At 32.7% G+C, this 24798-nt stretch carries 22 protein-coding genes and 1 pseudogene; 16 read left to right on the top strand and 7 right to left on the bottom strand.

Translation table 11 applies throughout. The features are described 5' to 3' along the window. Positions 1-119 precede the first annotated feature (119 nt). From BOW57_RS07615 to guaA, 3 genes are all read right to left on the bottom strand, one after another. Positions 120-2198, bottom strand: coding sequence for a LysM peptidoglycan-binding domain-containing protein (locus BOW57_RS07615; protein ID WP_129053621.1), 2079 nt, complete (start codon positions 2196-2198; stop codon positions 120-122). A 94-nt stretch (positions 2199-2292) separates the two neighbouring features. Continuing rightward, entirely contained in the window at positions 2293-4194 is a 1902-nt protein-coding gene (locus BOW57_RS07610; RefSeq protein WP_129053620.1) for a LysM peptidoglycan-binding domain-containing protein, read from the bottom strand. A gap of 61 nt (positions 4195-4255) precedes the next feature. Beyond that, the gene (gene guaA / locus BOW57_RS07605; protein WP_129053619.1) at positions 4256-5785 is read right to left on the bottom strand and encodes a glutamine-hydrolyzing GMP synthase; all 1530 of its coding nucleotides are present in this window, start codon (positions 5783-5785) and stop codon (positions 4256-4258) included. Between the two features lie 240 nt (positions 5786-6025). Here guaA and BOW57_RS07600 point away from each other — a divergent pair, with 240 nt between their 5' ends. Then, positions 6026-6553, top strand: coding sequence for a hypothetical protein (locus BOW57_RS07600; protein WP_129053618.1), 528 nt, complete (start codon positions 6026-6028; stop codon positions 6551-6553). A gap of 118 nt (positions 6554-6671) precedes the next feature. Here the strand turns inward: BOW57_RS07600 and BOW57_RS07595 are convergent, their stop codons facing one another. After that, entirely contained in the window at positions 6672-7382 is a 711-nt protein-coding gene (locus BOW57_RS07595; protein WP_129053617.1) for a hypothetical protein, read from the bottom strand. 357 nt (positions 7383-7739) lie between these two features. Between BOW57_RS07595 and BOW57_RS07590 the strand changes: the two genes are divergently transcribed. The 15 genes and pseudogenes from BOW57_RS07590 (at position 7740) to BOW57_RS07520 (ending at position 20854) form a co-directional block, all read left to right on the top strand. Further along, positions 7740-8663 carry a DnaJ C-terminal domain-containing protein gene (locus BOW57_RS07590; RefSeq protein WP_129053616.1) on the top strand — a complete coding sequence of 308 codons (924 nt, stop codon included), beginning with the start codon at positions 7740-7742 and terminating at the stop codon, positions 8661-8663. Continuing rightward, the gene (locus BOW57_RS07585) at positions 8656-8961 is read left to right on the top strand and encodes a chaperone modulator CbpM (RefSeq protein ID WP_089055149.1); all 306 of its coding nucleotides are present in this window, start codon (positions 8656-8658) and stop codon (positions 8959-8961) included. Before BOW57_RS07590 ends, BOW57_RS07585 begins: the two co-directional genes overlap by 8 nt. A 166-nt stretch (positions 8962-9127) precedes the next feature. Beyond that, positions 9128-9511: a RidA family protein gene (locus BOW57_RS07580; RefSeq protein ID WP_089055150.1), complete on the top strand. Its 384-nt coding sequence runs from the start codon at positions 9128-9130 to the stop codon at positions 9509-9511. A gap of 156 nt (positions 9512-9667) precedes the next feature. Beyond that, positions 9668-10902 (top strand): annotated as a pseudogene (locus BOW57_RS07575) (voltage-gated chloride channel family protein). A gap of 131 nt (positions 10903-11033) precedes the next feature. Further along, on the top strand, positions 11034-12038 hold the full coding sequence (locus tag BOW57_RS07570) for a bifunctional oligoribonuclease/PAP phosphatase NrnA (RefSeq protein ID WP_129053615.1): 1005 nt from the start codon (positions 11034-11036) through the stop codon (positions 12036-12038). 6 nt (positions 12039-12044) lie between these two features. Beyond that, complete coding sequence (gldI, locus tag BOW57_RS07565; RefSeq protein WP_129053614.1) at positions 12045-12689, top strand: gliding motility-associated peptidyl-prolyl isomerase GldI; 645 nt, start codon at positions 12045-12047, stop codon at positions 12687-12689. A 15-nt stretch (positions 12690-12704) separates the two neighbouring features. Continuing rightward, positions 12705-13778: a peptidylprolyl isomerase gene (locus tag BOW57_RS07560; RefSeq protein ID WP_129053613.1), complete on the top strand. Its 1074-nt coding sequence runs from the start codon at positions 12705-12707 to the stop codon at positions 13776-13778. Positions 13779-13823: 45 nt separating this feature from the next. Continuing rightward, complete coding sequence (locus tag BOW57_RS07555; protein ID WP_129053612.1) at positions 13824-14978, top strand: peptidylprolyl isomerase; 1155 nt, start codon at positions 13824-13826, stop codon at positions 14976-14978. Between the two features lie 228 nt (positions 14979-15206). Beyond that, a complete protein-coding gene (locus tag BOW57_RS07550) occupies positions 15207-16103 on the top strand; it encodes an EamA family transporter (protein WP_129053611.1) in 897 nt (298 codons plus the stop codon). 86 nt (positions 16104-16189) lie between these two features. Next, the gene (locus BOW57_RS07545) at positions 16190-16549 is read left to right on the top strand and encodes a DoxX family membrane protein (RefSeq protein ID WP_129053610.1); all 360 of its coding nucleotides are present in this window, start codon (positions 16190-16192) and stop codon (positions 16547-16549) included. Between the two features lie 30 nt (positions 16550-16579). Next, positions 16580-17287 carry an aquaporin Z gene (gene aqpZ, locus BOW57_RS07540; protein WP_129053609.1) on the top strand — a complete coding sequence of 236 codons (708 nt, stop codon included), beginning with the start codon at positions 16580-16582 and terminating at the stop codon, positions 17285-17287. Between the two features lie 32 nt (positions 17288-17319). Next, positions 17320-17562 carry a GlsB/YeaQ/YmgE family stress response membrane protein gene (locus BOW57_RS07535; protein WP_089055158.1) on the top strand — a complete coding sequence of 81 codons (243 nt, stop codon included), beginning with the start codon at positions 17320-17322 and terminating at the stop codon, positions 17560-17562. Positions 17563-17672: 110 nt separating this feature from the next. Continuing rightward, positions 17673-18509, top strand: coding sequence for a sterol desaturase family protein (locus BOW57_RS07530; protein WP_129053608.1), 837 nt, complete (start codon positions 17673-17675; stop codon positions 18507-18509). Between the two features lie 111 nt (positions 18510-18620). Continuing rightward, positions 18621-18899 carry a DUF2805 domain-containing protein gene (locus BOW57_RS07525; RefSeq protein WP_089055159.1) on the top strand — a complete coding sequence of 93 codons (279 nt, stop codon included), beginning with the start codon at positions 18621-18623 and terminating at the stop codon, positions 18897-18899. 98 nt (positions 18900-18997) lie between these two features. Continuing rightward, positions 18998-20854 (top strand): peptidase M61, encoded by a 1857-nt coding sequence (locus BOW57_RS07520; protein ID WP_129053607.1) that lies wholly within the window; start codon positions 18998-19000, stop codon positions 20852-20854. Between the two features lie 147 nt (positions 20855-21001). Here BOW57_RS07520 and BOW57_RS07515 read toward each other — a convergent pair whose 3' ends face one another. The 3 genes from BOW57_RS07515 to BOW57_RS07505 form a co-directional block, all read right to left on the bottom strand. Next, positions 21002-21445 carry a hypothetical protein gene (locus BOW57_RS07515; protein WP_129053606.1) on the bottom strand — a complete coding sequence of 148 codons (444 nt, stop codon included), beginning with the start codon at positions 21443-21445 and terminating at the stop codon, positions 21002-21004. 197 nt (positions 21446-21642) lie between these two features. Continuing rightward, a complete protein-coding gene (locus BOW57_RS07510) occupies positions 21643-23976 on the bottom strand; it encodes a GH92 family glycosyl hydrolase (protein ID WP_129053695.1) in 2334 nt (777 codons plus the stop codon). A gap of 220 nt (positions 23977-24196) precedes the next feature. Further along, positions 24197-24736: a hypothetical protein gene (locus BOW57_RS07505; protein ID WP_129053605.1), complete on the bottom strand. Its 540-nt coding sequence runs from the start codon at positions 24734-24736 to the stop codon at positions 24197-24199. Positions 24737-24798: the final 62 nt, after the last annotated feature.

The raw sequence follows: 24798 nt of genomic DNA, 5'->3' as shown, positions 1-24798 counted from the left end.
TTTAAAAAATCACAAATAAAAAATCCGTGTTGCAAAAAAGCAGCACGGATTTTTTATTCTATATCCTAAATTAAATAATTAGTAAACTTTCACATCTACTTACTGAATTAAAACTAGTATTAATTTGCGGTTTTTAAAGTCAGGTCTGAATCATAATATAAAATGTAGACCCCTTTATTAGCATGTCCGCCATCTTCTTTTTTATAAAACTGAAACTTATTTTCCACTTGTTGTGTAGTCATTAAATCTGCTGTTTCTTGATATGTTTTTCCTTGAACCAAACGCATCATCGTATCAAAAGTTACATCAAAACCTCTTGTTGCATATGTATTTGGATAGATTTTATTTTTTAATCTATACTCTTTCTTAAAGATTGAAACCGCCTGATCATCGCTGTCACGAGTAACTGATGGATACATTAATTTAAGTTTTACCAAATTGTCAAAACTAATCTCATCTGTATCAAGTGTGCTGTTTGGTTCTAAAATTACCAATTGAACTTGACACGTTTTTTGTGCATCCAATAACGCTTTAATCGTTGTTTTTATCATTGCCGTATTCCCAGTTTCCATCACAACATAATTCATTCGGTTTGGCAGTAATAAGCTTTTTAAATTTGCAGCGTCTAAACCTCCTGCATCAGTCAAAGCTGCAAAAACAACTCCTTTTTGATTTTGTTTAATATAACTAATAACTGATTCTTTTTTCTTGTCTACAACAGCAACAATATTACCATTTTTAGCACGCATGTACTCGAAAATAGTATTTCGAACAACCTCATTTGACGGTATAGTTTGATATAAATTTTCGATTGGGTTCGCAGCATCTTTTGATAAAGGCGAAATAACCGGTACATTATACAATCTTAATGTATTAGCAGTAGATTCGGCATTATTTTGATAAAATGGTCCCACAACAGCATCGGCATCTTGCAGTTTTGGAATTAAACTTGAAATATTTGACGTTGTTTTTGTTTCCTGCGAATCATAAATCGAAACATCAATTGGAAGTTTTAAAACTTTCGCTGAATCGATCGCCATCATTGCTCCTGAATAAAAATCAAGTGTCATATTTAGAAATTTATCCGTTTTCAAACGTGAAGCAGTTCCAGTTGTATCGCTTTGTAATTTAGCCAAATTAAACGGCAGTAATAAAACTACTTTTTTACGATCACCCTGACTTCTTTTTTTACTTAACTCTACTATTTCAGGATTTACAGAAACAGTTTCAGATTTTACTTTGTCTACAATTTGTATTCCTCCACCAGATGTTTTATTTTCCAGCACTTTTTCAACTGGCTGTTGTTGTGCAATAATTGGAGTCGGCGCTAAATATCCTGTTGGAACTTTTAAAACCATACCTTCCTTTACACCTTCTGAAAGTGCAGGATTAAGTGCCGTTAATTCTTCTTGCGATAAATGAAATGTTCTTGATAAACTGTAAAAAGTCTCTTTTGGTTTTACCTGATAATCCATGTAACTGACTGCTTTTTTTGCAGTTTCGGCAGGCTTTTTAACTTCTTCATGCTTAGTAACATTTGCAGCAGTACTTTCCGTTTTAGGAGCTGTTCCTTTAATCGTTAATCGATATCCAACTGGCAGATTTGAAACGATATCTGGGTTTCTTTTTTCTAAATCTTCAACCGTAGTTTTATATTGTTTTGCAATAGAATATTTAGTTTCTTTTGGCAGAACATCATGGTATACGTACTTTTCTTGTACTTGTACTTTTTCTTTTGTTTTTTTATCTGCGGCAACTGCAGATTTTAAAGCAGATCCTTTTGCAGGAATTACTAATTTCTGACCAATTTGCACGCCTGTTTTTTCAAGAAACGGATTTGCGGCTTTTAATGCTTCATCAGAAATATTATATTTTTTTTCGATGCTGTAAAACGTCTCTTTTGGCTGTACTTCATGAATAATTTCTTTTGAACTTTCGGTCGTTTTTACCGCAGCAGTTGTAGTTTTTACCGCACTTTTAACAGCAGTTGTAGGAATTAATAAAACTGAATTGGGTACTAAACCTCTTCTTGCATCTGGATTTAATTCGTAAATATCAAAAGGCGTAACCTTAAATTTCTGTGCAATCTGATTTATTGTTTCTCCACTCGAAACAGTATATTTTACTACCTTCTCCTGAGAAAAAGCAGAACAGGTTACAAAAAAAACAAGGAATAATAAGGTCGAAAAATACTTCATAATATGGCTTAAAACAATTTAATTTCTAATTCAATTAACAAGATAATAATTTCTTTTATACAAGATTCAAGCCACTTGTTAAATCTTGCCGTTATTATCTAAGATCAACTTCTAATTTTGCAATAATAATGTTCTTATATAACTCATCTTCTTCTTTTTTCTTGCATTGATACAAAACTTCTTCCATATTTTTAAACTTATCTGAGTAAACATAATACGAAAGACTGTTTATATTAAAGAAAAAGCTGGCATTAAAATCGCCAGAATCAATGAGTTTCATAATAAACTTATCACGCAGCATTGCGTCTGTAAATATACCTAAAACTAAGTAATAGCCGTTTGAAACTTCTCGAAGATTATCATAAACTTCAACTTTTACTGTTTTGTCACTTTTAAGCGGGTTTTCTTCCAATTCACGCTTCATTTCTTCTAATGAAACTACTTTTGAAACACCTGCAAAATTTGACTTTTTAACTGCTTCATCTTGATACTTTTTCAATTTTACCAGCGCCAGTTTATCATCAAATTTTCTAGCTTCCATGCTATAATAAGTTGCTTTACTAATATGACGTTTTACTTCTATTTTTTTCTGAGTATAAAGCGAATCTATTTTTGCAATCAGTAATTGATTTTGTGCATCTCCTTTTTCCTGCTCAATCTTGTAACGTTTTACCTCCTCGACCGAAAGTCTTTGCTGTATAGATGATACATTGTTATTTTTTTCGCTTTCGCGGATTTTCTTTTTATACTCCTGATTTTCTTCAACAGCAATTTTCTCAACTTTGTTCATCAAACCCGCATAAGCTTTTCGATTTTCAGCTAGTTCTTTTTTTAACTGTGACGATAATTCACTTGTTTGCGAAATACTCGCATAAGATTGCTTTTCTAAACGTTTTGATTCATCAACATTCAAAATATCCATTCGCTTTAATTCAACCAAATCACTATTCATCGTATTTACCAGTGAATCCAACTTAGCCATTAAAACATCCTGAACATTTTTGTTAGCCTCCAAAACCAATCGCAATTTTTCGACTGAATTTTCTTTTGAACCATTCATATCATTCAAATTAACCTTTAAATCATTAATTTTAATAATCTTCTGATTCATCTCTTTTTGAATAACAAGTCTGTCTTTTAAATCAGTAATTTCTACCGTTTTAGCTTTAGTTTTTTCAACCACAACTTCTTTTTCGGCCAAAGCAAGCATCAGTTCCTCATTTTCATTTTTTGGCTTAACTTCTTTTGTATTAACAGCTAACTTATTTCCAACAACTAATCCGTTTACAATTTCAGGATTTTGCGATTCTAATTGATCTATAGAAATTCCATATTTTTTTGCAATTGAATATTTAGTTTCTTTTGGTTCAACCAAATGAAAAACAGTTTCCTGATTGATAACACGAACTCTTCCATCTAAAGTTTTTCGCTTGTTTGGAATTACAATTGACTGCCCAATCTGCAATCCGTTTTGCAACAAATCCTTGTTTTCATTTTCTAAATCAGAGACTGAAACATTGTATTGTCTGGCAATACTGAACAGCGATTCTTTGGCCGCAACCAAATGTGCAGCTTTTGAAGAACTTACATTCTCTGTTTTTGAAAGATTTGAAGAATTTGGAATACTTAATTCTTGGCCTATTTGAAGTCCGTTGACAAGAATTGGATTTGCATTTTGAATAGCTTCTACAGAAACATGGTATTGTTTTGATAAGCCAAAAAGAGTTTCTTTTGCACCAACAATATGAGTAATTTGCTGGTCTGGTCTTGTTTTTTCTTCAGAATGAACAGGGATTTTAATAATCTGATTATCCTGAATTCCATTTTGCGATTCGGGGTTGAGTTTGTAAATCTCATCTACAGAAACCTTATACTTTTGGGCTATAAAATAAGCAGTTTCTCCCTTTTGAATTTTGTGTTCAATAATTGAGTCTTGTGCAGTTATTTTGTTAAAAGACAAAACAAACACAAGAGAAATCGTTAAAAATTCCCTCATAAATAGTAGGTTTAAAAAATTAAGGCGTTACAAATGTAACGCCTTAATTTGAAAAACAATACTATTCCCACTCAATTGTTGCTGGTGGTTTTGAGCTGATATCGTAAACCACACGGTTCACACCTTTTACTTTATTTATAATGTCGTTTGACACTTTCATCAAGAAATCGTAAGGTAAATGAACCCAGTCAGCAGTCATTCCATCTGTTGATTCTACAGCTCTAAGCGCTACTACTTTTTCGTAAGTACGCTCATCGCCCATTACACCAACACTGTTTACAGGAAGCAAAATTGCTCCAGCCTGCCAAACTTTGTCATATAATCCCCAAGATTTTAATCCTTCAATAAATACTGCATCTACATCTTGTAAAATTTGTACTTTCTCTGGAGTAATATCTCCTAAAATTCTAATTGATAATCCTGGTCCTGGAAAAGGATGTCTTCCTAATAATTCAGGATCTATACCTAAAGTAGCTCCAACTCTACGAACTTCGTCTTTAAACAACATTCTAAGCGGTTCTACAATTTGTAATTTCATATAATCTGGCAATCCACCTACATTATGGTGTGATTTAATAGTTGCCGATGGTCCTTTTACCGATACAGATTCGATTACGTCTGGGTAAATAGTTCCTTGCGCTAACCATTTTACATCTTCGATCAAATGAGATTCATCATCAAAAACTTCGATAAATACACGTCCAATAGTTTTACGTTTCGTTTCAGGATCGCTGATTCCTGCTAATTCAGAAAGAAAACGATCTCCCGCATCAACACCTTTTACATTCAATCCCATTCCTTTGTATTGATCTAATACACTTTGGAATTCGTTTTTACGTAAAAGTCCATTGTTTACGAAAATACAGTAAAGATTTTTACCAATTGCTTGGTTTAATAAAACCGCAGCAACTGTAGAATCTACTCCGCCTGATAATCCTAAAACTACTTTATCGTTTCCTAATTTCTCTTTTAATTCTCCCACCATTTCTTCAACGAAAGCATTTGGTGTAAAGTTTTGAGGAACTTCGGCAATTTTTACTAAAAAGTTCTCCAGCATTTTTGATCCATCTGTAGAATGGAAAACTTCTGGATGATATTGAATTCCGTATGTTGTTTCGCCTTCAATTTTATAAGCGGCAAATTCTACGTCATGTGTGCTTGCTAATTTTACAGCATTTGTTGGAAGTGCTTTTATACTATCACTGTGGCTCATCCAAACTTGGCTGTTTTCTGAAACGCCTTCAAAGAAAACTTCATTCTCTTTTATATAAGATAAATTAGCTCTACCGTATTCTCTAGTGTTTGAAGCTGCTACTTCTCCACCGCTGAAATGAGCTAAATACTGTGCTCCGTAACAAACGGCAAGCATTGGAAGTTTACCTCTAATTTGAGATAAATCAGGATGTGGAGCATCTTCTGCACGAACAGAAAATGGGCTTCCGCCTAAAATTACTGCTTTGTAAGCTGATAAATCACTAGGAAAGTGATTGTATGGGAAAATTTCGCAGAATATATTTAATTCGCGAACTCTACGCGCAATAAGCTGAGTATATTGCGATCCGAAATCTAAAATAAGTACGTTGTGTTGCATGCGCAAAAATACTTTTTATATTCGAAATTGAAAAATCGGAACGTTGAAAAATAAATATTTTTTTTCAACGTTCCGATTTTTAGGCTCAAAGGTTCAGAGTAACAGAGATTCAGAGGTTTATAATTTTGTGAAAAATATTTGCTTTGTTCCATTGAACGTTTGCATCTTTGAACCTAAAAACAAAAAATCCAAAAACCAAAATATTTCGTATCTACCGAAAAGCCCAAACTAATTTTAAATATGAAATCAAAATTTATTGCAATTGCCCTTTTATTATCCGTATCACTAACTTCTTGCGATGCTGTTGACGATTTACTAAGTTTTAATATATCAAATGAAACTTCTATTAAAATTAATAGCACATCGCCAATCAATCTTCCATCAGAAATAATTACTCCAGAGGTAACCACCAATTCTTCGGCAGAATTTGAAAACAATAAAACAAAAGCAAGTTTAGTAAAAGATGTAAAACTTAGATCATTAAAATTGGCTATTTCAGATCCTTCAGACAAAACTTTTACTTTCCTAAAATCTGTTCATCTATACATTTCAACAACAGATTCTGATGAAATAGAATTAGCGTATCAGGATAATATAAATGCAACAACAAACACGATTGATTTAATTTGCACTGATAAAAAATTAGATCAATACATCAAGGCAGATAAATATAAAATCAGAACTAAGGTTACCTTAAAAGAAACGCTTACAAAAGATGTTACAATAAAAGCCGAAATGAAGTTTAGAGTTACGGCAGATCCATTTTAAGAAAAGGTTCAAAGGCTAAAAGGCTCAAAGGCTCAAAGCAGCAAAGGTTCAAAGGCAAACGAAGTATAAAACTTTGTCCCTTTGAACCTTTGCTGCTTTGAGCCTAGCGCTTACAGCGCTACTCTTTTGTAACAATAATCGAAGCCTTAAAACCTGCTGCCAGATTATCCCAATAATCATTGGTTACTAATTGGCCTTTATCGTCGTATACTCTAATTTCGGCGGTATTTCCTCCTAGGGAACCAATATTTAGAGCTTCAAAATCTAATTTATTGAAACCGTTTACCAGATCGATTTTTACATCTTTAAAATTAGAATCTAAAAATATCTGATCTCTAATTACTTTATCATTAGAAGAAACTTTTACTAAATCGCCGTCAATAGCACCAAAATCACGGAATTTCACAATAAAATACTCTGACTTGGTTCTAAAATCTCCCAAGGAAATATTTTTCTTGACCAATGTTCCTCGACCTTCTCTTAAACCAGCATCTTTTAAAGCTTTGTTTATATCTTTTTCCATTTTTGCCACATATTGATCACCTGGATTAGCAAAATCGGTTTCTGTAGACATTGTGAACTTACTTTTTTCTTGTCCGATCTGGAATTGAGATGTTGGCGTTATACTTTTATTTTCAAAAATATTTGGAGCTTTTATACTAGGTACATCTGCAGTTTCTGCCTGAGGATTTTTGACTTGCGGAATTGGTTCTTTTTTCTTTGCGCCAAACTTAGGTGCCGGAATTGGCTTCATCTTGCCTCCAAATTCAGTCTGTGCTGAAGCTGTTACAGCTGTAAAAAATAATATGAAAAATAAAAGATGCTTCATTGAAAAGGTGTTATCGAATCGGCTTTAAAATTTTTATAAAATCGTAAGTCAAGCATCACAAAAATAATATAAATAAGTTTGGTGCGACAACTTTAAGACTATTATAACAATATATTAGGCTAATTTTTGGAAGCAAAAAACCTGCCAAAAATCTCTAACAAATATCCAATAAAACATTCACAACCAAAATTAATCCTACATTTCACAAATAAAAACTAACATTATTTCTTTGATAGTAAACAACTTATTACTAACTTCAAAACTTTAAAAAAAGTTATTCTAAAATTTCAAAAAACAACTTCTTCCAAAATAAAAACCCAAGCTGCTAATTCTTTTAATATTATAAAATTCTAAAAAATGGATTATATCGATTATTATAAAATATTAGGCATTACCAAATCTGCTACTGATGCCGATATCAAAAAGGCATATAGAAAACTGGCGCGAAAATATCATCCCGATTTAAATCCGAATGATAAAGAAGCGGAACAAAAATTCAAAGAGATAAATGAAGCAAATGAGGTTTTAAGTAACCCCGAAAATCGTAAAAAATACGACAAGTACGGAAAAGACTGGAAACATGCCGATGAATTTGAGAAAGCAGGTTATGACCCAAATCAGCAGCAATATTCGAGACAGCAGCAAGGCGGAAATCAAAGTTATACCGATTTTGGCGGAGGTAATTTTTCAGAAAGTGATTTCTCAGATTTCTTTAATTCTATGTATGGCGGTTCTGGAAGAAGTTCAAGAGCTCAAGCAAAATATCGTGGACAGGATTTTAATGCAGAATTACAGCTTGATTTAGCATCTGCCTATACCACTCACAAACAAAACTTAAATGTAAACGGTAAAAATATCCGAATTACAATACCGGCTGGCGTTGAAAACGGACAGATTATCAAAATTCCAAATCATGGAGCGCCTGGAGCAAACGGCGGTCCAAACGGTGATTTGTACATTACTTTTATAATCAATAACAGCTCCGATTTTAAACGTGAAGGCAATAATTTATATGCCGATGTTGATCTGGATTTATACACGGCTATTTTAGGCGGAGAAATTTACGTGAATACTTTTGACGGAAAAGTAAAAATAAAAGTAGCTCCTGAAACTCAACCCGGAACCAAAGTAAAACTAAAAGGAAAAGGGTTCCCTGTTTATAAAAAAGACAATCAGTTTGGTGATTTATATATAACCTATACTTTAAAGTTACCAACTAAATTATCTGAAAAAGAAAAAGAATTATTTGCAGAATTAGCTAAACTAAGAAATCATGAATAATAAAAGCTTAATCTTAATAAAACAATTTTGTTTGTATAACGAAATTGAAAATACTTTTATAAAAGAACTGCATAATTATGGCTTAGTCGAAATTGTTGTCGAAGAAAACGAAGAGTATTTACAGCCTGAACAACTGCCTGCAATTGAAAAAATGATTCGTATGCATTACGATCTAAAAATTAATTTTGAAGGAATTGATGCTATTTATCACTTACTTAACAAAATCGAAATTTTACAGCAGCATCTTACCAGCACACAGAATAAACTCCGCATTTATGAAGAGCACAAAACGCTTTAGTGTTTAGAAATTATCCTTTTAAAATATCACAAAAAACAATAATTATCAATGGGATTTCAAATAATTACGACTCTTTTTACCAAGCATATTTTATAAATTGCAGCACATTAATTAACCTGAATTTGTTTTTAAAAACTCAAAAAGCAATTCAAAAAAAACACACAAAATGAAAAGAGAAAATATCTTAACAGGATCACCGTGGGAAGACAAAATGGGATATTGTCGCGCTGTTAGAATTGGCAATATCATTGAAGTTTCCGGCACTGTTGCAATTGTTGACGGCGAAAATGTTAAAGCAGACGACGCTTATGCGCAAACCTATAACATTCTTGAACGTGTAGAAAAAGTTTTAGAAGATTTGAATGTTGGAATGAAAGATGTTATTAGAACTCGAATTTTTACTACCAACATTTCTACTTTTGAAGAAGTTGCAAGAGCACATTCTGCTTTCTTTAAAGATGTAAAACCAACTACAGGTTTTTATGAAATAAGTAAATTAGTTGCTCCTGAATATTTAGTTGAAATTGAATTTACAGCTGTTGTTCAATAGTTTTTTTGTCGCGAATTTCACTAATTTCCACTGATTTTTTTTGTTTTGCCACTGATTAAGGGATTTTAAAAGATTTCTTTTGTTTTCTTTAATAAAAAAAACATTAATTCGTGAAAATTCGTGAAATTCGTGGCAGAGAAAATTCAAACACAATTAATGACTTCCCAAAACTTAAAACAATTACCGCTTTCCATTCTAAAATGGATTTTTATCTGTAGCTTAATCGGTATACTTTCGGGATCTGCTTCTGCATTTTTTCTTGTTTCTTTAGAATGGGTTACGCAATTTAGAATTAAGCACGATTGGATTATCTTCCTTTTACCATTTGGCGGTTTATTAGTTGGGTTAAGTTATTATTATTGGGGAGAATCTGTGGTAAAAGGCAATAATTTATTGCTTGAGGAATATGAAAAACCAAAAAAATAATTCCTTTTAAAATGGCTCCTTTAGTACTTTTAGGAACCTTAATTACACATTTATTTGGAGGTTCAGCCGGCCGCGAAGGAACTGCAGTACAAATGGGAGGCGCTATCGCCGATCAATTCACCAGAATTTTCAAATTAGACAACTCTGAACGCAGAATTCTAATAATTTTGGGAATCAGTGCAGGTTTTGCTTCTGTTTTTGGAACACCTTTAGCAGGCGCAATTTTTGCGTTAGAAGTTTTATATTTCAGTAAAATCAATTTTAAAAGCATAGTCTTATCATTTCTTGTAGCGTATGCTGCTTATTTTACGGTAGAATTTTGGGAAATTAAACATACTCATTACAGCATTCCTATAATACCCGAACTAAGTATTTTGAACATCTTTTATACTTTACTAATTGGTCTTCTTTCAGGTTTTGCAGCTTTACTTTTTTCAAGAAGCACCCATCTTTGGAGTTCACTTTTTTCAAAAAACATCAAATATCCTCCGCTTCGTCCTGTTATTGGAGGAACAATTTTAGCCATTGCAATTGCAGGATTTGGTTTTACTAAATTCTCCGGACTAGGTGTTCCTGTTATTGTTGATTCTTTTTCAAACCCAAGTCAGTGGTATGATTTTTTGCTTAAAATTTTATTCACAGGATTCACTTTAGGAGCAGGTTTTAAAGGCGGCGAAGTAACTCCATTATTTTTTGTAGGAGCCACTCTAGGCAGTGCCTTATCTTTAATTATCCCAATGCCTATCGCTCTTTTAGCAGGAATAGGATTTGTGTCTGTCTTTTCGGGAGCAACCCATACGCCTATCGCCTGCACCATTATGGGAATGGAATTATTTGGCATTCAGCCGGGAATATTTATCGCGCTTGGCTGTACAATTGCTTACTTTTCTTCAGGTTCAATTGGTATTTATAAATCGCAGATTGTTAAAGGAGCTAAATATAAGCTGTACCAAAAATGGCTTTAATTTATTACCTATCAATATTTTAAATAATCATTAACAATAAAAATTAAGATCAAAAACTAACAACTGATAAAAGTGTGTTAATCTATAAAATGATTTCAACATTACATTAAAAAAATGTAAATTCGCACACTATGAAAATACAAGATATTCAAGCAATACAATTGTTGCTTGCCGCTCCAAAGAAAATCGTAATAATTCCGCATAGAGGCCCAGATGGCGATGCTATGGGATCTACATTAGGTTTATATCATTTTTTACTCAAAAATAACCATCGGCCAACTGTAATTGCGCCTAATGATTTTCCTGATTTTTTAGCTTGGCTGCCAGGCTCAGAAACCGTTAAAATCTTTGAAAAAGATACTGAAAACTGTACCAAAATATTAGAAGAAGCCGAGTTAATTTTTACGCTTGATTTCAATGCCCTGCATCGTGTAGGAGAAATGGAGCACACTTTGGCTCGATTAACTGCACCTTTCATTATGATTGATCATCATCAAAAGCCTGATGATTATGCAGCTTATACTTATTCTGATACTTCGTACGGATCTACTTGCGAAATGGTTTATAACTTCATTTCCTTTTTAAACAAAAAAGAAGATATTGATAAAACTATTGCAACTTGCATTTATACAGGAATTTTGACGGATTCTGGTTCATTCCGTTTTCCAGGAACAACAGGAAACACACACCGAATTATTGCAGAATTAATTGATTTAGGTGTAGAGAACACTCAAATTCCAGTTTTATTATTTGATAATAGTTCGTACAGTCGTTTACAATTATTAGGACGTGCACTTCAAAACATGAAAGTTTTAGAAGAACATCAAACATCATATACATCACTTACACAAGACGAATTAGATTCGTTTAATTATGTAAAGGGTGATACTGAAGGAATTGTAAATTACGGATTAAGTATAAAAGGTATTGTTTTTACAGCTATTTTTATAGAAAATAAAGACGAAAAAATCATCAAAATTTCATTCCGTTCACAAGGAGGTTTTGATGTAAACCAATTTGCACGCGACCATTTTAACGGCGGAGGCCACAGCAACGCAGCTGGCGGAAGATCTGAAACAACAATGGAAGAAACGCTTAAAAAGTTTGAAGATTTAGTAAGTAAACTAAAAATATAACCCCGTATGAACTACTTAAAAATTAGTATTTACACACTGCTTTTTACTGTTTTACTGGCAGGCTGTAAACATCACGAAGAAGCTCGAAAACCAATTTCAAGAGCTTCGGGTACTTTTATGAAAAAATCAGCTGATAGAAACAAAAAACTGGTTGCAAATGAAGAAGATGTTATCAAAAAGATTATCAAAACAAATCCAAAAGTAAAGTATTATGCTACTAGAAAAGGATATTGGTTTTCTTATGATGAAAAAAATAATACTGATACCGCTACACCAAAAAAAGGTGATATTGCCTATTTTAATTTAGAAGTAAAAGACATTAATGGTAAAATCATCTATTCAGAAGCTGATCTTGGCCCGCAGACGTATTATGTAGACAAACAGGATATTATGATGGGATTACGTGACGGAATCAAGTACATGAAAAAAAATGAAACTGTTACCTTTTTATTTCCATCACATATTGCTTACGGCTATCATGGTGATAATAAAAAAATAGGAACAAATCAGCCTTTAATCTGTACTGTTACGCTTCGTAATTTTGTTCCTGATCCAGCAGTTTCAAAAACTGCAGCAGCTCCAAAACAAACTGTAAAAAGTACAACAGCAGCTCCGGCAGCTACACCAAAAAAAGATACAATAAACCCATAAAAAAACATTTTAAAAATGAAAAAAAGTATTTTAGTATTATTACTAACCGCTGCTTCGTTTTACTCTTGTAAAAATGAAAACAGCAGTCTGCCTGATGGTTTATATGCCGATATTGAAACGAACAAAGGACATATCATTGTTGAATTAGATTATAAAAAAGCACCTGTTACAGTAGCTAACTTTGTAACCTTAGCCGAAGGCAAAAATGAGTTTGTTACCAAAGATTACTTGAAAAAGAAACATTTTTATGATGGTTTAAAATTTCATAGAGTTATAGAAAATTTCATGATTCAAACCGGAGACCCTGAAGGAACTGGTTCTGGAGATGCAGGTTATAGATTTAAAGATGAAATTTCAGATTTGAGATTTGACAAAGCTGGTGTTTTAGCAATGGCAAATAATGGTCCTGGCACAAACAGCAGTCAATTTTTTATTACTCATACTGAAACTCCATGGTTAGACGGAAAACATACTATTTTTGGTCATGTTGTCGACAAAGGTCAAGAAGTAGTAAACAAAGTGGTACAAGGCGACAGTATTGTTTCTGTTACTATTGTTAGAAATGGAGAAGCTGCCAAAAAATTTGATGCAGAAAAAGTACTTCATGATTATTTTGCAGAAGCTTCAAAAGAGAAAAGTAAGTTTGCGGGAGTGCAAAAAGAAAAAGTAGATTATTACGCTTCTTTAAGACCAAAAGCTACAAAAACTCACTCTGGCTTAGAATTCATTATCACTGAAAAAGGTACTGGTAAAAAACCAGCTACTGGCGCTCAAATATACATTCACTATGCAGGTTTCTTAGAAGATGGAACTTTATTTGATTCAAGTATTGAAGATGTAAACAAAGCTTTTGGGAAATTTGATGCAGCAAGAGCTGAAGCAAAAGGTTATCAGCCAATTCCTTTTCAGGCAGGTCGTAAAGACGGCATGATTCCTGGTTTTATTGAAGGTATCGAGCAGCTTTCATTTGGAGACAAAGCAGTACTTTTTATTCCTGCTCATTTAGCATATGGAGAAACTGGAGCCGGCGGTGTTATACCACCAAATGCAAATATTATTTTTGAAGTTCAATTATTAGAAAAACCATAATTATAAAACTTGTAATTATATTTCTTGACTTAAATTTAAAATGCAATGAAGTTTAAACTTTTATTTTTATTTTGTTTAGCGGTTGTAAATATTCAAGCGCAGACCACTAAAAAACCAGTCGCAAAACCTGCTGCTAAGCCAGCTGTATCGACTGCAAAACCCGCAGCTAAACCTGTTGCAAAACCAAACCCTGATGAGGGAATATTTGCTACAATCTCTACAACAAAAGGAGACATTGTTCTTTCATTAGAATATGTTAAAACTCCTGTAACTGTTGCTAATTTTATTTCTCTTGCAGAAGGAAAAAATCCTAATGTAAAAGTGGAGAGACTTAAAGGAAAACCATTTTACGATGGTTTAAAATTTCATAGAGTTATAAATGATTTTATGATTCAAGGAGGAGATCCTGACGGAAATGGTTCTGGAGGTCCTGGATATTCATTTAAAGATGAATTTGTTGAAGAACTAAAGTTTGAAAAAGGAGGCGTTCTTGCAATGGCTAATTCTGGACCTGCAACAAATGGCAGCCAGTTTTTTATTACGCATAAAGAAACTCCATGGCTTAATGGTAAACACACTATTTTTGGACATGTCGTGTCTGGAATGGATAATGTAAATAAGATTGTTCAAGACGATATTATGACCAAAATTACCATTACTCGTAAAGGTGCTGCTGCTAAAAAATTTGACGCTGTAAAAGTCCTTACAGATGATGCTAAAAAACAAGAAGCTAAAAAAGCCGAAAGTCAAAAAGTAATTAAAGATAAGGCTGCTTATTTTGCAGCAACGAAAGCTAAAGCAACTACAACAGCTTCTAATTTAAAATATGTAATTACACAAAAAGGAACTGGTATAAAAGGGGCTGAAGGTTCTTCAATTTACTTTCATTATGCAGGTTATTTTGAAGATGGAAGTCTTTTTGACAGCAGCATGAGCAGTGTAGCAAAAGCTTATGGCAAATACGACGCAAACAGAGATGCTCAAGGCGGATACAAGGCTTTTCCTTTTACAGTTGGTAAAAAAGACGGTATGATTCCTGGTTTTATCGAAGCTCTAGACATGATGACAGATGGAGAAAAAGCAATTTTCTTCCTTCCTTCAAACTTAGCTTATGGTGAAAAAGGAGCTGGAGGCGTAATTCCGCCAAATGCAACTTTAATTTTTGAAATTGAAACTTATCAAAATCAACCAACAAAGTAATACTTTCAAATTCCTTTTTTGAAATAACAATTAAAGTTCCCAAAAGTTCAAATCTTTGGGAACTTTTTTTATTCCTGTCAAAAATATTCTTCTGCAGAATCCTTAAAATAATACTAAAACAGAAACCTAAAACAGGTTCAATGATAACGTTTGCGCATATTTTCTACTAATTCCTAAACAAAATACCTTACCTTTGCCCGCTTAATTTTTTTAAAACAAATCATAAAGATGTTACAAAACAATGTATTAAAAGGAGTTTTTTTAGTTGCTTTAGGAGCTACGACTTACGGAATGTTAGCTACTTTCGTAAAAATGGCTTATACTGAAGGATACACAACGGCCGAAGTTACAACTTCTCAATTTATACTTGGTATACTTGGTATCTTGCTTATAAATGCTTTTCAAAAAGCAAAAAATAAAGGAACCGTTGTAAAAGCTTCATCAAAAAATATATTCAGTTTAATGCTTGCGGGAACATCATTAGGAATGACAAGTTTGTTTTATTATTTGGCAGTAAAATATATTCCAGTTTCTATAGGTATTGTGCTACTAATGCAAACCGTTTGGATGGGGGTTTTACTTGAAATGATTTTAGAAAAAAAACTGCCTTCAAAACAAAAAGTTATTGCGGTTTTAATTGTCCTTGTTGGAACGGTTTTAGCCACTAATATCATCAACAATGATATTGCACTAGATTGGCGCGGAATTGTTTGGGGTGTGCTGGCTGCTGCATCCTTTACTACAACAATGTTTACTGCAAATCGTGTCGCTACAGAAATTTCATCGGCTCAGCGAAGCTTATATATGCTTTTGGGCGGTGCTGTAATTATATTCTCCTTTGCTTTTTTTACACAGACTGGTTCTTTTAATCTTGATATTTTCTTTAAGTGGGGAATCATTCTAGCTTTGTTTGGTACTATCATCCCTCCTATGTTATTAAACTTAGGTTTTCCGTTAACCGGAATTGGATTAGGCAGTATTGTTTCGGCATTAGAACTGCCCGTTTCTGTAATGATGGCTTATGTTTTATTGAATGAAAAAGTGATTTTTTCTCAATGGATTGGAATTGTTTTAATTATTCTAGCAATCATTATTATGAATGTAAATTTTAAACGCAGCAAATAAGCTTTTAATATACCATTAAAAAAAAGCAGCTTGTAATGTTATAATTGTTAATTTTTTTATAAATTCGTGATAAACTACTATCTATCATGAATTTACCTTGGCATTTATATTTGATGGCGATTCTTTATATACTTGCAGGACTAAATCATTTTAGAAATCCTGGAATGTATATTAAAATTATACCTCCTATATTCAAAAACCCCAAAGTAATAAATATTTTAAGCGGAACCGCCGAAATAGTATTAGGCATTCTGCTAACACTTTCTTTTTCGACACATATTGCAGCTTGGGGAATTATTGCATTATTAATTGCAATTTTTCCTGCCAATTTGTATATGTATCAAAATAAAAAAGCAAGTTTTGGTTTACCAAAATGGATTTTATTTGTACGTTTGCCCTTACAGTTTGTTTTAATTTTTTGGGCATATCAATACACCCAATATTAATCAAATCTATTAATCTAAAATTATTTAATTATGAAAAAATTATTTGCTGAATTTTTTGGAACTTATTGGCTGGTTTTTGGAGGTTGCGGAAGTGCACTTTTTGCAGCAGGAATCCCAAATCTAGGAATTGGATTTGCAGGCGTTGCTTTAGCTTTTGGTTTAACCGTATTAACAATGGCGTATGCTGTAGGGCATATTTCTGGAGGACATTTTAATCCAGCCGTTTCCTTTGGATTGTGGGCTGGCGGAAGATTCCCCGCAAAAGACCTTTTACCTTATATCATTTCGCAATGTATCGGTGCACTTGCTGCTGCTGGAACATTATTTATTATTTGGACAGGAAAAGCAGGAAACGCAATTAACAATACACAAGCAGGTGCTTTTGCGTCAAACGGATATGGAGCATTCTCACCTGATGGTTATTCACTGCAATCTGCTTTTATAGCTGAGTTCGTTCTAACATTATTCTTCTTGTTAGTAATTTTAGGTGCAACAGATAAGTTTGCAAACGGAAGATTTGCTGGGATCGCAATTGGTCTGGCTTTAACTCTTATTCACTTAATTAGTATCCCTATTACAAATACATCGGTAAATCCTGCTAGATCATTATCGCAAGCAATTTTTGTTGGCGGCGAGCCTCTTTCTCAAGTTTGGTTATTTTGGGCAGCTCCAATTTTAGGTGCCATTGTAGCTGGATTTATTTATAAATCGTTATTGCAAAATCATGACGCTGCATAATTTAACTTGTATAACTATTAAACTTTAAAACTATGGAATTTTTATATTTCTTGCTTATAGGAGCAATTTCCGGCTGGCTTGCGGGTCAGATTTGGAAAGGTGCAGGCTTTGGTTTATTTGGTAATATTATCGTTGGAATTATTGGCGGTTTTGTTGGCGGCTGGATTGCTGGCAAACTCGGCATTGGCGGCGGCGGACTTTTATGGCAGATTATTGTTGCCGTAGGAGGAGCTTGGGTATTACTTTTCATAATCAGCTTGATAAAAAAAGCTTAAAAATAGTACAACTAAAAAAACAAATTCTAAGAGGAAATCAGATATTCAATTATTTGGTTTCCTCTTTTTTTTAAGAAAGAACATTTCAAATCTTTTTAAACCAATTTGTTATGAACGAAATTATTTCTTATTTCAGCACCATTCCCTCATCGCATCGCAGTTTAATTTTAGTGGGCGGGATTACTTTTTTTTGGGTAATTGAAAATACTTTTCCGCTTTTTCAAATGAAATACCACAAATGGCGGCATGCAGGAATTAACTTCTTTCTGACATTTACCACTATAGTTGTCAATTTTGTACTGGCTTTTATTCTAATAAAAACAGCGAATTGGACAACTGAAAATCATTTTGGCATTCTACAATGGCTGCCTGAAATTCCTATTTGGCTCTATACCATTATTGGACTGCTTTTGTTAGATTTAATTGGTGCTTACTTAGTACATTTTATTGAACATAAAATAAAGTTTTTGTGGCGCTTTCATGTTATACACCACACAGACACTTGGATCGACACCACAACTGCAAACAGACATCATCCGGGAGAAAGTGTAATTCGATTTGTATTTACTACTCTTGGCGTTCTTGTAGTTGGCAGTCCCATGTGGATGGTTTTTCTATATCAAACATTATCTGTAATTGCAACACAATTTAATCATGCCAACATTTCACTGCCACATAAATTAGATGTTTTCTTAAGCTATTTTATAGTTTCTCCAAATATGCACAAGGTACATCATCATTATGTACTGCCATATACTGACAGTAATTATGGTAATATTTTCTCTGTTTGGGACCGACTATTTGGAACTTTTACCACCTTACCAAAAGAAGAGTTAATTTATGGAGTTGACACGCATATGCTGCCCGAAGAAAACAATCAATTAAGAAATTTATTAAAAATTCCGTTTCAAAAATTGCGCTCTTTTAATTCCGAAAAAAAACAGTAAAAAAAATATACTTCATCGAACCAAGTAATTATTTTTTTATTAATATTGATACATAAAATGAAAATCAATCTATTAATCATTAACCTCTATTTTTGAATTAATTTTCACGAGATGAAAAAGAGTAACCGCAAAGAATTGAATTGGGAACAAACCGAGAAGCTTGTTTCATTAGCCTTAGAAGAAAAAAATCCATTTGAAGTCATAAAAAAAGAATTTGGGTTGGCAGAAAAAGAAGTTCTTGAAATCATGAAGAAGAAAATGCCTCTTGAAAAATTTGAGATGTGGAAAAAGAAAGCCATTGCCAATAAACCAAAACCGAAACCCGTTAAAATTGATGATTTTGATGAAGATTTAGATGGCAAATATTATATAAAAAACAAATTCGACTAAATTAAAACTCCTGAGCGTCAGGAGTTTTTTTTATATTTTTAATTTATTGTAACATTTTTACTTTTTTTAGTCAAATACGTATATCTAAACTTAAACAAATGAAAAAAATACTTTACACTTTAGCTCTTGCTATAACACTTTGGAGCTGTAAAACTGGAAGTACTTCAGCAGGAAAAAGCAATGTTGTAGATGTTAACATCAATCTTGTAGATGTAAAAGACGACAAAGTTTTAGTAACGGTAACTCCTCCTCAAATCAAAACAGACGAGATTGTTTACAGCATTCCGAAAACTGTTCCAGGAACTTATTCTACTGATAATTACGGAAAAAACTCAGAAGACTTTAAAGCTTTTGATGCAAAAGGAAATGCTTTAACTGTTAAAAGAATTGACGATAACTCATGGTCTATTTCGAACGCAAAAGCATTAAAAAAAATTACCTACTTAGTTAATGATACTTTTGATACTGAAAAAGGAACTGGTTTTGGTAATGACGATATTTTCTCGCCTGCAGGTACCAACATCAATGCAGGAGTTAATTTTCTAGTAAATACACATGGATTTGTTGGGTATTTTCAAGATAAATTAGAGATTCCTTATAAAGTTACTATTACGCATCCTGAAACACTTTGGGGAGCAACTTCTATGACAGATCAGGACCCAAGCAAAACAAGCGATGTTTTTACAACTCCGCGTTATGCTGTTTTAGTCGAAAATCCAATTATGTATTCTAAACCGGATTATACTGAGTTTAATGTAAATGGAATGGATATTTTAATTGCTGTTTACTCGCCAACTGGAAAATTTACTGCCGAAAGTATTACGCCGGAAATGAAAACAATGATGACCGCGCAGAAAAACTTTTTAGGAAAAGTAAATGCAAATAAAAAATATACTGTTTTATTATATTTATCAACCTTAGCAAAAGATGATGCACACGGTTTTGGAGCATTAGAGCATCCAACAGTTACTACGGTAGTATTGCCAGAATCAATGCCTAAAGAAAAACTGGTAGAATCAATGAAAGATGTTGTTTCTCATGAGTTTTTTCATATCGTAACGCCATTAACTATTCACTCAAAAGAAATACAGTATTTTGACTATAATGCACCAAAAATGTCTGAGCATTTATGGATGTATGAAGGTGTAACAGAATATTTTGCGAATCTTTTTCAAATCAATCAAGGTTTAATTAACGAAGGTGAGTTTTACAGTCGTATTGCAGACAAAATTGAGCAGTCTAAAAGTTTAGACGATACAATGTCTTTTACTAAAATGAGTGCCAATGTTTTAGAACAGCCTTACAAAGATCAATATTTAAATGTCTACCAAAAAGGAGCTTTAATTGGTATGTGTATTGACATTATTATTAGAGAAAAAAGCAATGGAGAAAGAGGAATTCTTGATTTAATGCATAAATTATCTAGCGAATACGGTGTTGACAAACCATTTAATGACAATGAATTATTCGCTAAAATCACTTCATTAACGTATCCTGAAGTTGGAGAATTCTTAAACAAATATGTAGCAGGTACAACGCCAATTCCTTACGATTTTTATTTAGCTAAAGTTGGTGTTTCAAAAGCAACAGAGAAAAAACCTGGAAATGCTTTCATTAAAGGACAAATTCCAAATATTACTATCGACAAAGCGACTAAAGAAATTGCTGTTCGTCCTGAATCAGAATCTCTTGAATTTTTCAAGAACTTAAACCTGAAAGGCGGAGATAAAATTTTAGCTGTAAACAACAAATCATATAATTTAGATAACATTTATGATTTGATTACAGAAAGTGAAAATTGGAAAGAAAACGATCCAATTACTTTAAAAATTAAACGCGGCGGTAAAGAAGAAACTATAAAAGGAACTGTAAAACTGCCTTACGAAGAATCTGAAACTTTTAAAGCTACTGATGCTTCAAAAGAAAAGCTTAAAAATGCATGGCTGAAAGGTTAATTCCTTTTGAATAAAAACAAAAAAACCGACAAGTGATTGCGGTTTTTTTTATACTGTAGTTTGTCAGGCTGAGCGGATTCGAAGCCATCGCAAGTTAAATTAGCACTGAGTTGGGCTTCGACTCTGCTCAGCCTGACAAAAAAGAGTTTATTTCTTCACTGGAAATTTCCATGCAAATTCATCTTTATCATTGATGATTGCTCCAATTTCGAATTTCACTACTTCGTCAAATTCTGTTTGAAGAATAAACCAATTGTCTTCATTGAAATAATTTTCAAACGTATCAAAAGTTTCTTGGTTATATTTTGTTATTCCTTTTGCAGCAAAATCTTTCTTTACATCAGCAATTTTTTTTCCGATTAACTTGAACCCAAAAACTTCTAAATCATTACTAGAAGCCACTATATAGCCTAATTTCAAGTCTTCTTCTTGATAAAATGTTAATCTCATTTTGTATGCATTATATACAAAAATTACATTATCATCTTCGTCGTTATAGTTTTTATCAGGTTTTCCTAGAGCTGCTGTTACATCGTTCTGCTTCATCCCGAAAAGCAGTTTATCAATTCCTGATTTTAAATTTATTTTCATATTGATTGTCTTTATTTGAAGTGCAAATTTCGGGAACTTTTTTGTTGTTCCGCCACGAATTACACAAATTTTCACGAATTTTAATATTACACCGTTTGGCTCATTTATTAACTTCTGTCAGGCTGAGCGTAGTCTAAGCCCATTTTCGTTATAAAAACCCTTCGACTACGCTCAGGGTGACAAACATAAAACTAATTTTAATATTGTTTCTTATTCGGTTTTGAACTCATATAAAATGTTATTTTCCCGCCATTCATAACATCAGCATGTTTTAAAAACGGTCTTTCTAATTGTTTTCCGTTCAGCAAAACTTTGTTCACAAATACATTTTTATCAGATTGGTTTACGGTTTCTACTTCGAAAGTTTTTCCGTTTTCTAAATTTAAAACAGCATTTTTCAGCAACGGACTTCCTAATGCATATTCATCAGAACCTGGAGCGACTGTATAAAATCCTAAACTGCTAAAAATATACCAAGCACTCATTTGTCCGAAATCATCATTTCCTCCTAAACCATCAGCACCATTTCTGTACATTTTTTTCAAGATCATTCTAATTTTATCTTGAGCTTTCCAAGGAGAATCTGTCCAATTATACAAGTATACAACGTGATGCGAAGGCTCATTTCCATGAACATAATTCCCAATTATTCCTTCTCTTGTAATGTCTTCTGTATTCTCAAAATATTTGTCCGGAAGATGCATGTTGAATAACGAATCTAAACGAACTTTAAATTGCTCATTTCCGCCCATCAATTTAATCATATCAGCAGGATCTTGTGGAACGTACAAGCTGTAATTCCAAGAATTTCCTTCAATAAAACCTTGGCCGTGCGTGTCAAGCGGATCAAACTCTTTCTTAAAGGTTCCATCGTTTAATTTCGGACGCATAAAACCTGTTTTTTCATCATAGACGTTTTTATAATTTTTCGATCTATTCATAAATTCATCGTAAACTTCTGTTTTACCCAATTTCTTTGCAGCTTGCGCAATTGCCCAGTCATCATAAGCATATTCTAAAGTTTTAGAAACCGAAGCACCGCTTTTGTCTTCTGGAACATATCCTTTGTTCATGTAAAATTCTAAACCATCATAATACGGCACTTTTGCAGTATTTACACAAGCCTGAAGCGCTTTTTCAGCATCAAAACTAATATTTCCTTTTACAATCGCATCTGCTATAACTGAAACAGAATGATATCCAATCATACACCAATTTTCGTTTGCATAATGCGACCAGATTGGAAGCATTTTATGAACACTTTGATCTGAATGTGCGAGCATTGAACTTACCATATCAGCATTTCTTTTTGGCTGTACAATATTAAATAACGGATGCAAAGCACGATACGTATCCCAAAGTGAATAACTGGTATAATTGGTAAAGTTTTCGGCTTTATGAACATTCATATCCAAACCTTTATAATTTCCATTTAAATCCATGTATTCGGTTGGGCCTAAAAATGCATGATACATTGCAGTGTAAAAATTTACTAAATCTTCTTTTTGAATGGTTTCGATCTGAATTTTATTCAATTCTTTATTCCAAACGTCCTGACTTTGTCTTTTTACTTTTTCAAAATCCCAATCAGGTGTTTCTTTTTTCATGTTTTCTAATGCTCCAGCGGAACTAACAGGAGATAAAGCCATTTTTATTTTGATTTTTTCGCCTTCATTCGTATCAAAATCAAAAAACAATTTTAGGTTCTGACCTGCCATTTCTGGGAAGTTTTTCGTTTGATCAAATCTTCCCCAAAAACCTCTGTACACACTTTTTTCTTGTGCTGCCTGTCCGTAACTTTTAATTGGTTTATTGAAAGACATAGCAAAGTAAACCGTTCTGGTTCTCGCCCATCCATTTGTCTGACGGTATCCTGTTATTAACGTATCATTTTCTATACGAACAAAAGTCCAGACATTTTTTTTATCATAATTATAAATTCCAGATGTTAAATCCAGAATTATATGTGCTTCATCGGATTTTGGAAATGTGTATTGGTGCATTCCAACACGAGTTGTTGCTGTAAGTTCTGCTTTTATTTTATGATCTTCTAGAAAAACACTGTAATAAGCTGGTTCTGCTTTTTCTGTCGAATGAGAAAATGCCGATCTATAGCCCGATAAAGGTTTTGATGCAACACCTGGATTTAATTGTAATTTTCCTGTTGTTGGCATAATTAAAAAATCACCTAAATCTGAATGCCCAGTTCCGCTGAAATGAGTATGACTAAAGCCTACAATCGTTTTATCTTCATACTGATAGCCGGCACAGTATTTATAAACTTCACCATTATATTTTCCGTTTAAACTGTAAGCAATTGTATCGGTTTCGGGGCTTAATTGTACGCTTCCAAAAGGAACTGTTGCTCCAGGGTAAGTATGCCCCATTTTTGCAGTTCCAATCATTGGATCTACATACTGAATAAGATTTTGTTTTCCGCTTGCTTTCTTTTGTCCGTTTATAGTGTTGGAAAAAACAAGCAGCAAAATTGATATTCCGAAAAGACAATTTTTGAAGTTTATTTTAGTCATTTTATAGTTTTTCTTATTTATTAATTTCATTACTTTTTGACAAGCTAATTTTCATTTAAAGTAATGGTGATTCGTTGGGGTAATTATTCAAAATTAAAAGTTCTTTAAACTGTAACTTAGAATTTAAATCAGTTATTGATAAGAAACATGAAGGGAAATTTTAAAAAAAAATCCTTTAAAAAAGCAGACCTGTTTCTGGTTTTAAAATTTGATACTGGTATTATTCAATTTTCTTAAAAACTAAAATTTGAGTACAATTGTCATCGAGACAATGAATTTCTAACATTGAACCAATAGTTACAATTGCGTTTTGCAAACTATTTTTTGGATTACCAATAAATGCATTATTTGAATTAATACTGAAACCAAGGTCTGTTGTAAATTCATCAACAGCATTTAACTTTTTGATTTTATTATAACCAAGTCCTGTTGTGCTTTTATGATAATTTGTTTTAATATTTAAAACACGTGTTTTTATTACCCATTTATTTTCTTGCTTACTGTTTTTATAAGATTCTGTGTAAAAAGGCACAACGTATTTGATAAAAAAAAAGGAGGGGAAAATTACAAATGCTGATCCGAAAAAAAACATGAAATCATAATTAGACAACAAAATTTGATCAATTAAACTCTCAATTATACAAAATAGCAAAATGCACACAGGAAGAACTACAAAAATAATTGCAAAAACATGTGCTCTAAATCTGCTCTTAAGAATAACTTTTTCTTCTTTTGTTAAAGGAATTTTTTGAATGCTCATTTGCAAATAATCTTAATTTATTCAAATATATTATTCTTTCTCCAAAAAATTCATTTTATTCA

The organism is Flavobacterium sp. YO64, from assembly GCF_004119505.1.
GTDB classification, from domain to species: Bacteria; Bacteroidota; Bacteroidia; order Flavobacteriales; family Flavobacteriaceae; genus Flavobacterium; species Flavobacterium oncorhynchi.
This window is presented reverse-complemented; position numbering and strand designations above follow the sequence as displayed.

Bases quoted from the DNA above. Each gene is read 5' to 3' on its own strand.
- BOW57_RS07615 (WP_129053621.1), bottom strand. From the start codon at position 2,198: ATGAAGTATTTTTCGACCTTATTATTCCTTGTTTTTTTTGTAACCTGT.
- BOW57_RS07610 (WP_129053620.1), bottom strand. From the start codon at position 4,194: ATGAGGGAATTTTTAACGATTTCTCTTGTGTTTGTTTTGTCTTTTAAC.
- guaA (WP_129053619.1), bottom strand. From the start codon at position 5,785: ATGCAACACAACGTACTTATTTTAGATTTCGGATCGCAATATACTCAG.
- BOW57_RS07600 (WP_129053618.1), top strand. From the start codon at position 6,026: ATGAAATCAAAATTTATTGCAATTGCCCTTTTATTATCCGTATCACTA.
- BOW57_RS07595 (WP_129053617.1), bottom strand. From the start codon at position 7,382: ATGAAGCATCTTTTATTTTTCATATTATTTTTTACAGCTGTAACAGCT.
- BOW57_RS07590 (WP_129053616.1), top strand. From the start codon at position 7,740: ATGGATTATATCGATTATTATAAAATATTAGGCATTACCAAATCTGCT.
- BOW57_RS07585 (WP_089055149.1), top strand. From the start codon at position 8,656: ATGAATAATAAAAGCTTAATCTTAATAAAACAATTTTGTTTGTATAAC.
- BOW57_RS07580 (WP_089055150.1), top strand. From the start codon at position 9,128: ATGAAAAGAGAAAATATCTTAACAGGATCACCGTGGGAAGACAAAATG.
- BOW57_RS07570 (WP_129053615.1), top strand. From the start codon at position 11,034: ATGAAAATACAAGATATTCAAGCAATACAATTGTTGCTTGCCGCTCCA.
- gldI (WP_129053614.1), top strand. From the start codon at position 12,045: ATGAACTACTTAAAAATTAGTATTTACACACTGCTTTTTACTGTTTTA.
- BOW57_RS07560 (WP_129053613.1), top strand. From the start codon at position 12,705: ATGAAAAAAAGTATTTTAGTATTATTACTAACCGCTGCTTCGTTTTAC.
- BOW57_RS07555 (WP_129053612.1), top strand. From the start codon at position 13,824: ATGAAGTTTAAACTTTTATTTTTATTTTGTTTAGCGGTTGTAAATATT.
- BOW57_RS07550 (WP_129053611.1), top strand. From the start codon at position 15,207: ATGTTACAAAACAATGTATTAAAAGGAGTTTTTTTAGTTGCTTTAGGA.
- BOW57_RS07545 (WP_129053610.1), top strand. From the start codon at position 16,190: ATGAATTTACCTTGGCATTTATATTTGATGGCGATTCTTTATATACTT.
- aqpZ (WP_129053609.1), top strand. From the start codon at position 16,580: ATGAAAAAATTATTTGCTGAATTTTTTGGAACTTATTGGCTGGTTTTT.
- BOW57_RS07535 (WP_089055158.1), top strand. From the start codon at position 17,320: ATGGAATTTTTATATTTCTTGCTTATAGGAGCAATTTCCGGCTGGCTT.
- BOW57_RS07530 (WP_129053608.1), top strand. From the start codon at position 17,673: ATGAACGAAATTATTTCTTATTTCAGCACCATTCCCTCATCGCATCGC.
- BOW57_RS07525 (WP_089055159.1), top strand. From the start codon at position 18,621: ATGAAAAAGAGTAACCGCAAAGAATTGAATTGGGAACAAACCGAGAAG.
- BOW57_RS07520 (WP_129053607.1), top strand. From the start codon at position 18,998: ATGAAAAAAATACTTTACACTTTAGCTCTTGCTATAACACTTTGGAGC.
- BOW57_RS07515 (WP_129053606.1), bottom strand. From the start codon at position 21,445: ATGAAAATAAATTTAAAATCAGGAATTGATAAACTGCTTTTCGGGATG.
- BOW57_RS07510 (WP_129053695.1), bottom strand. From the start codon at position 23,976: ATGACTAAAATAAACTTCAAAAATTGTCTTTTCGGAATATCAATTTTG.
- BOW57_RS07505 (WP_129053605.1), bottom strand. From the start codon at position 24,736: ATGAGCATTCAAAAAATTCCTTTAACAAAAGAAGAAAAAGTTATTCTT.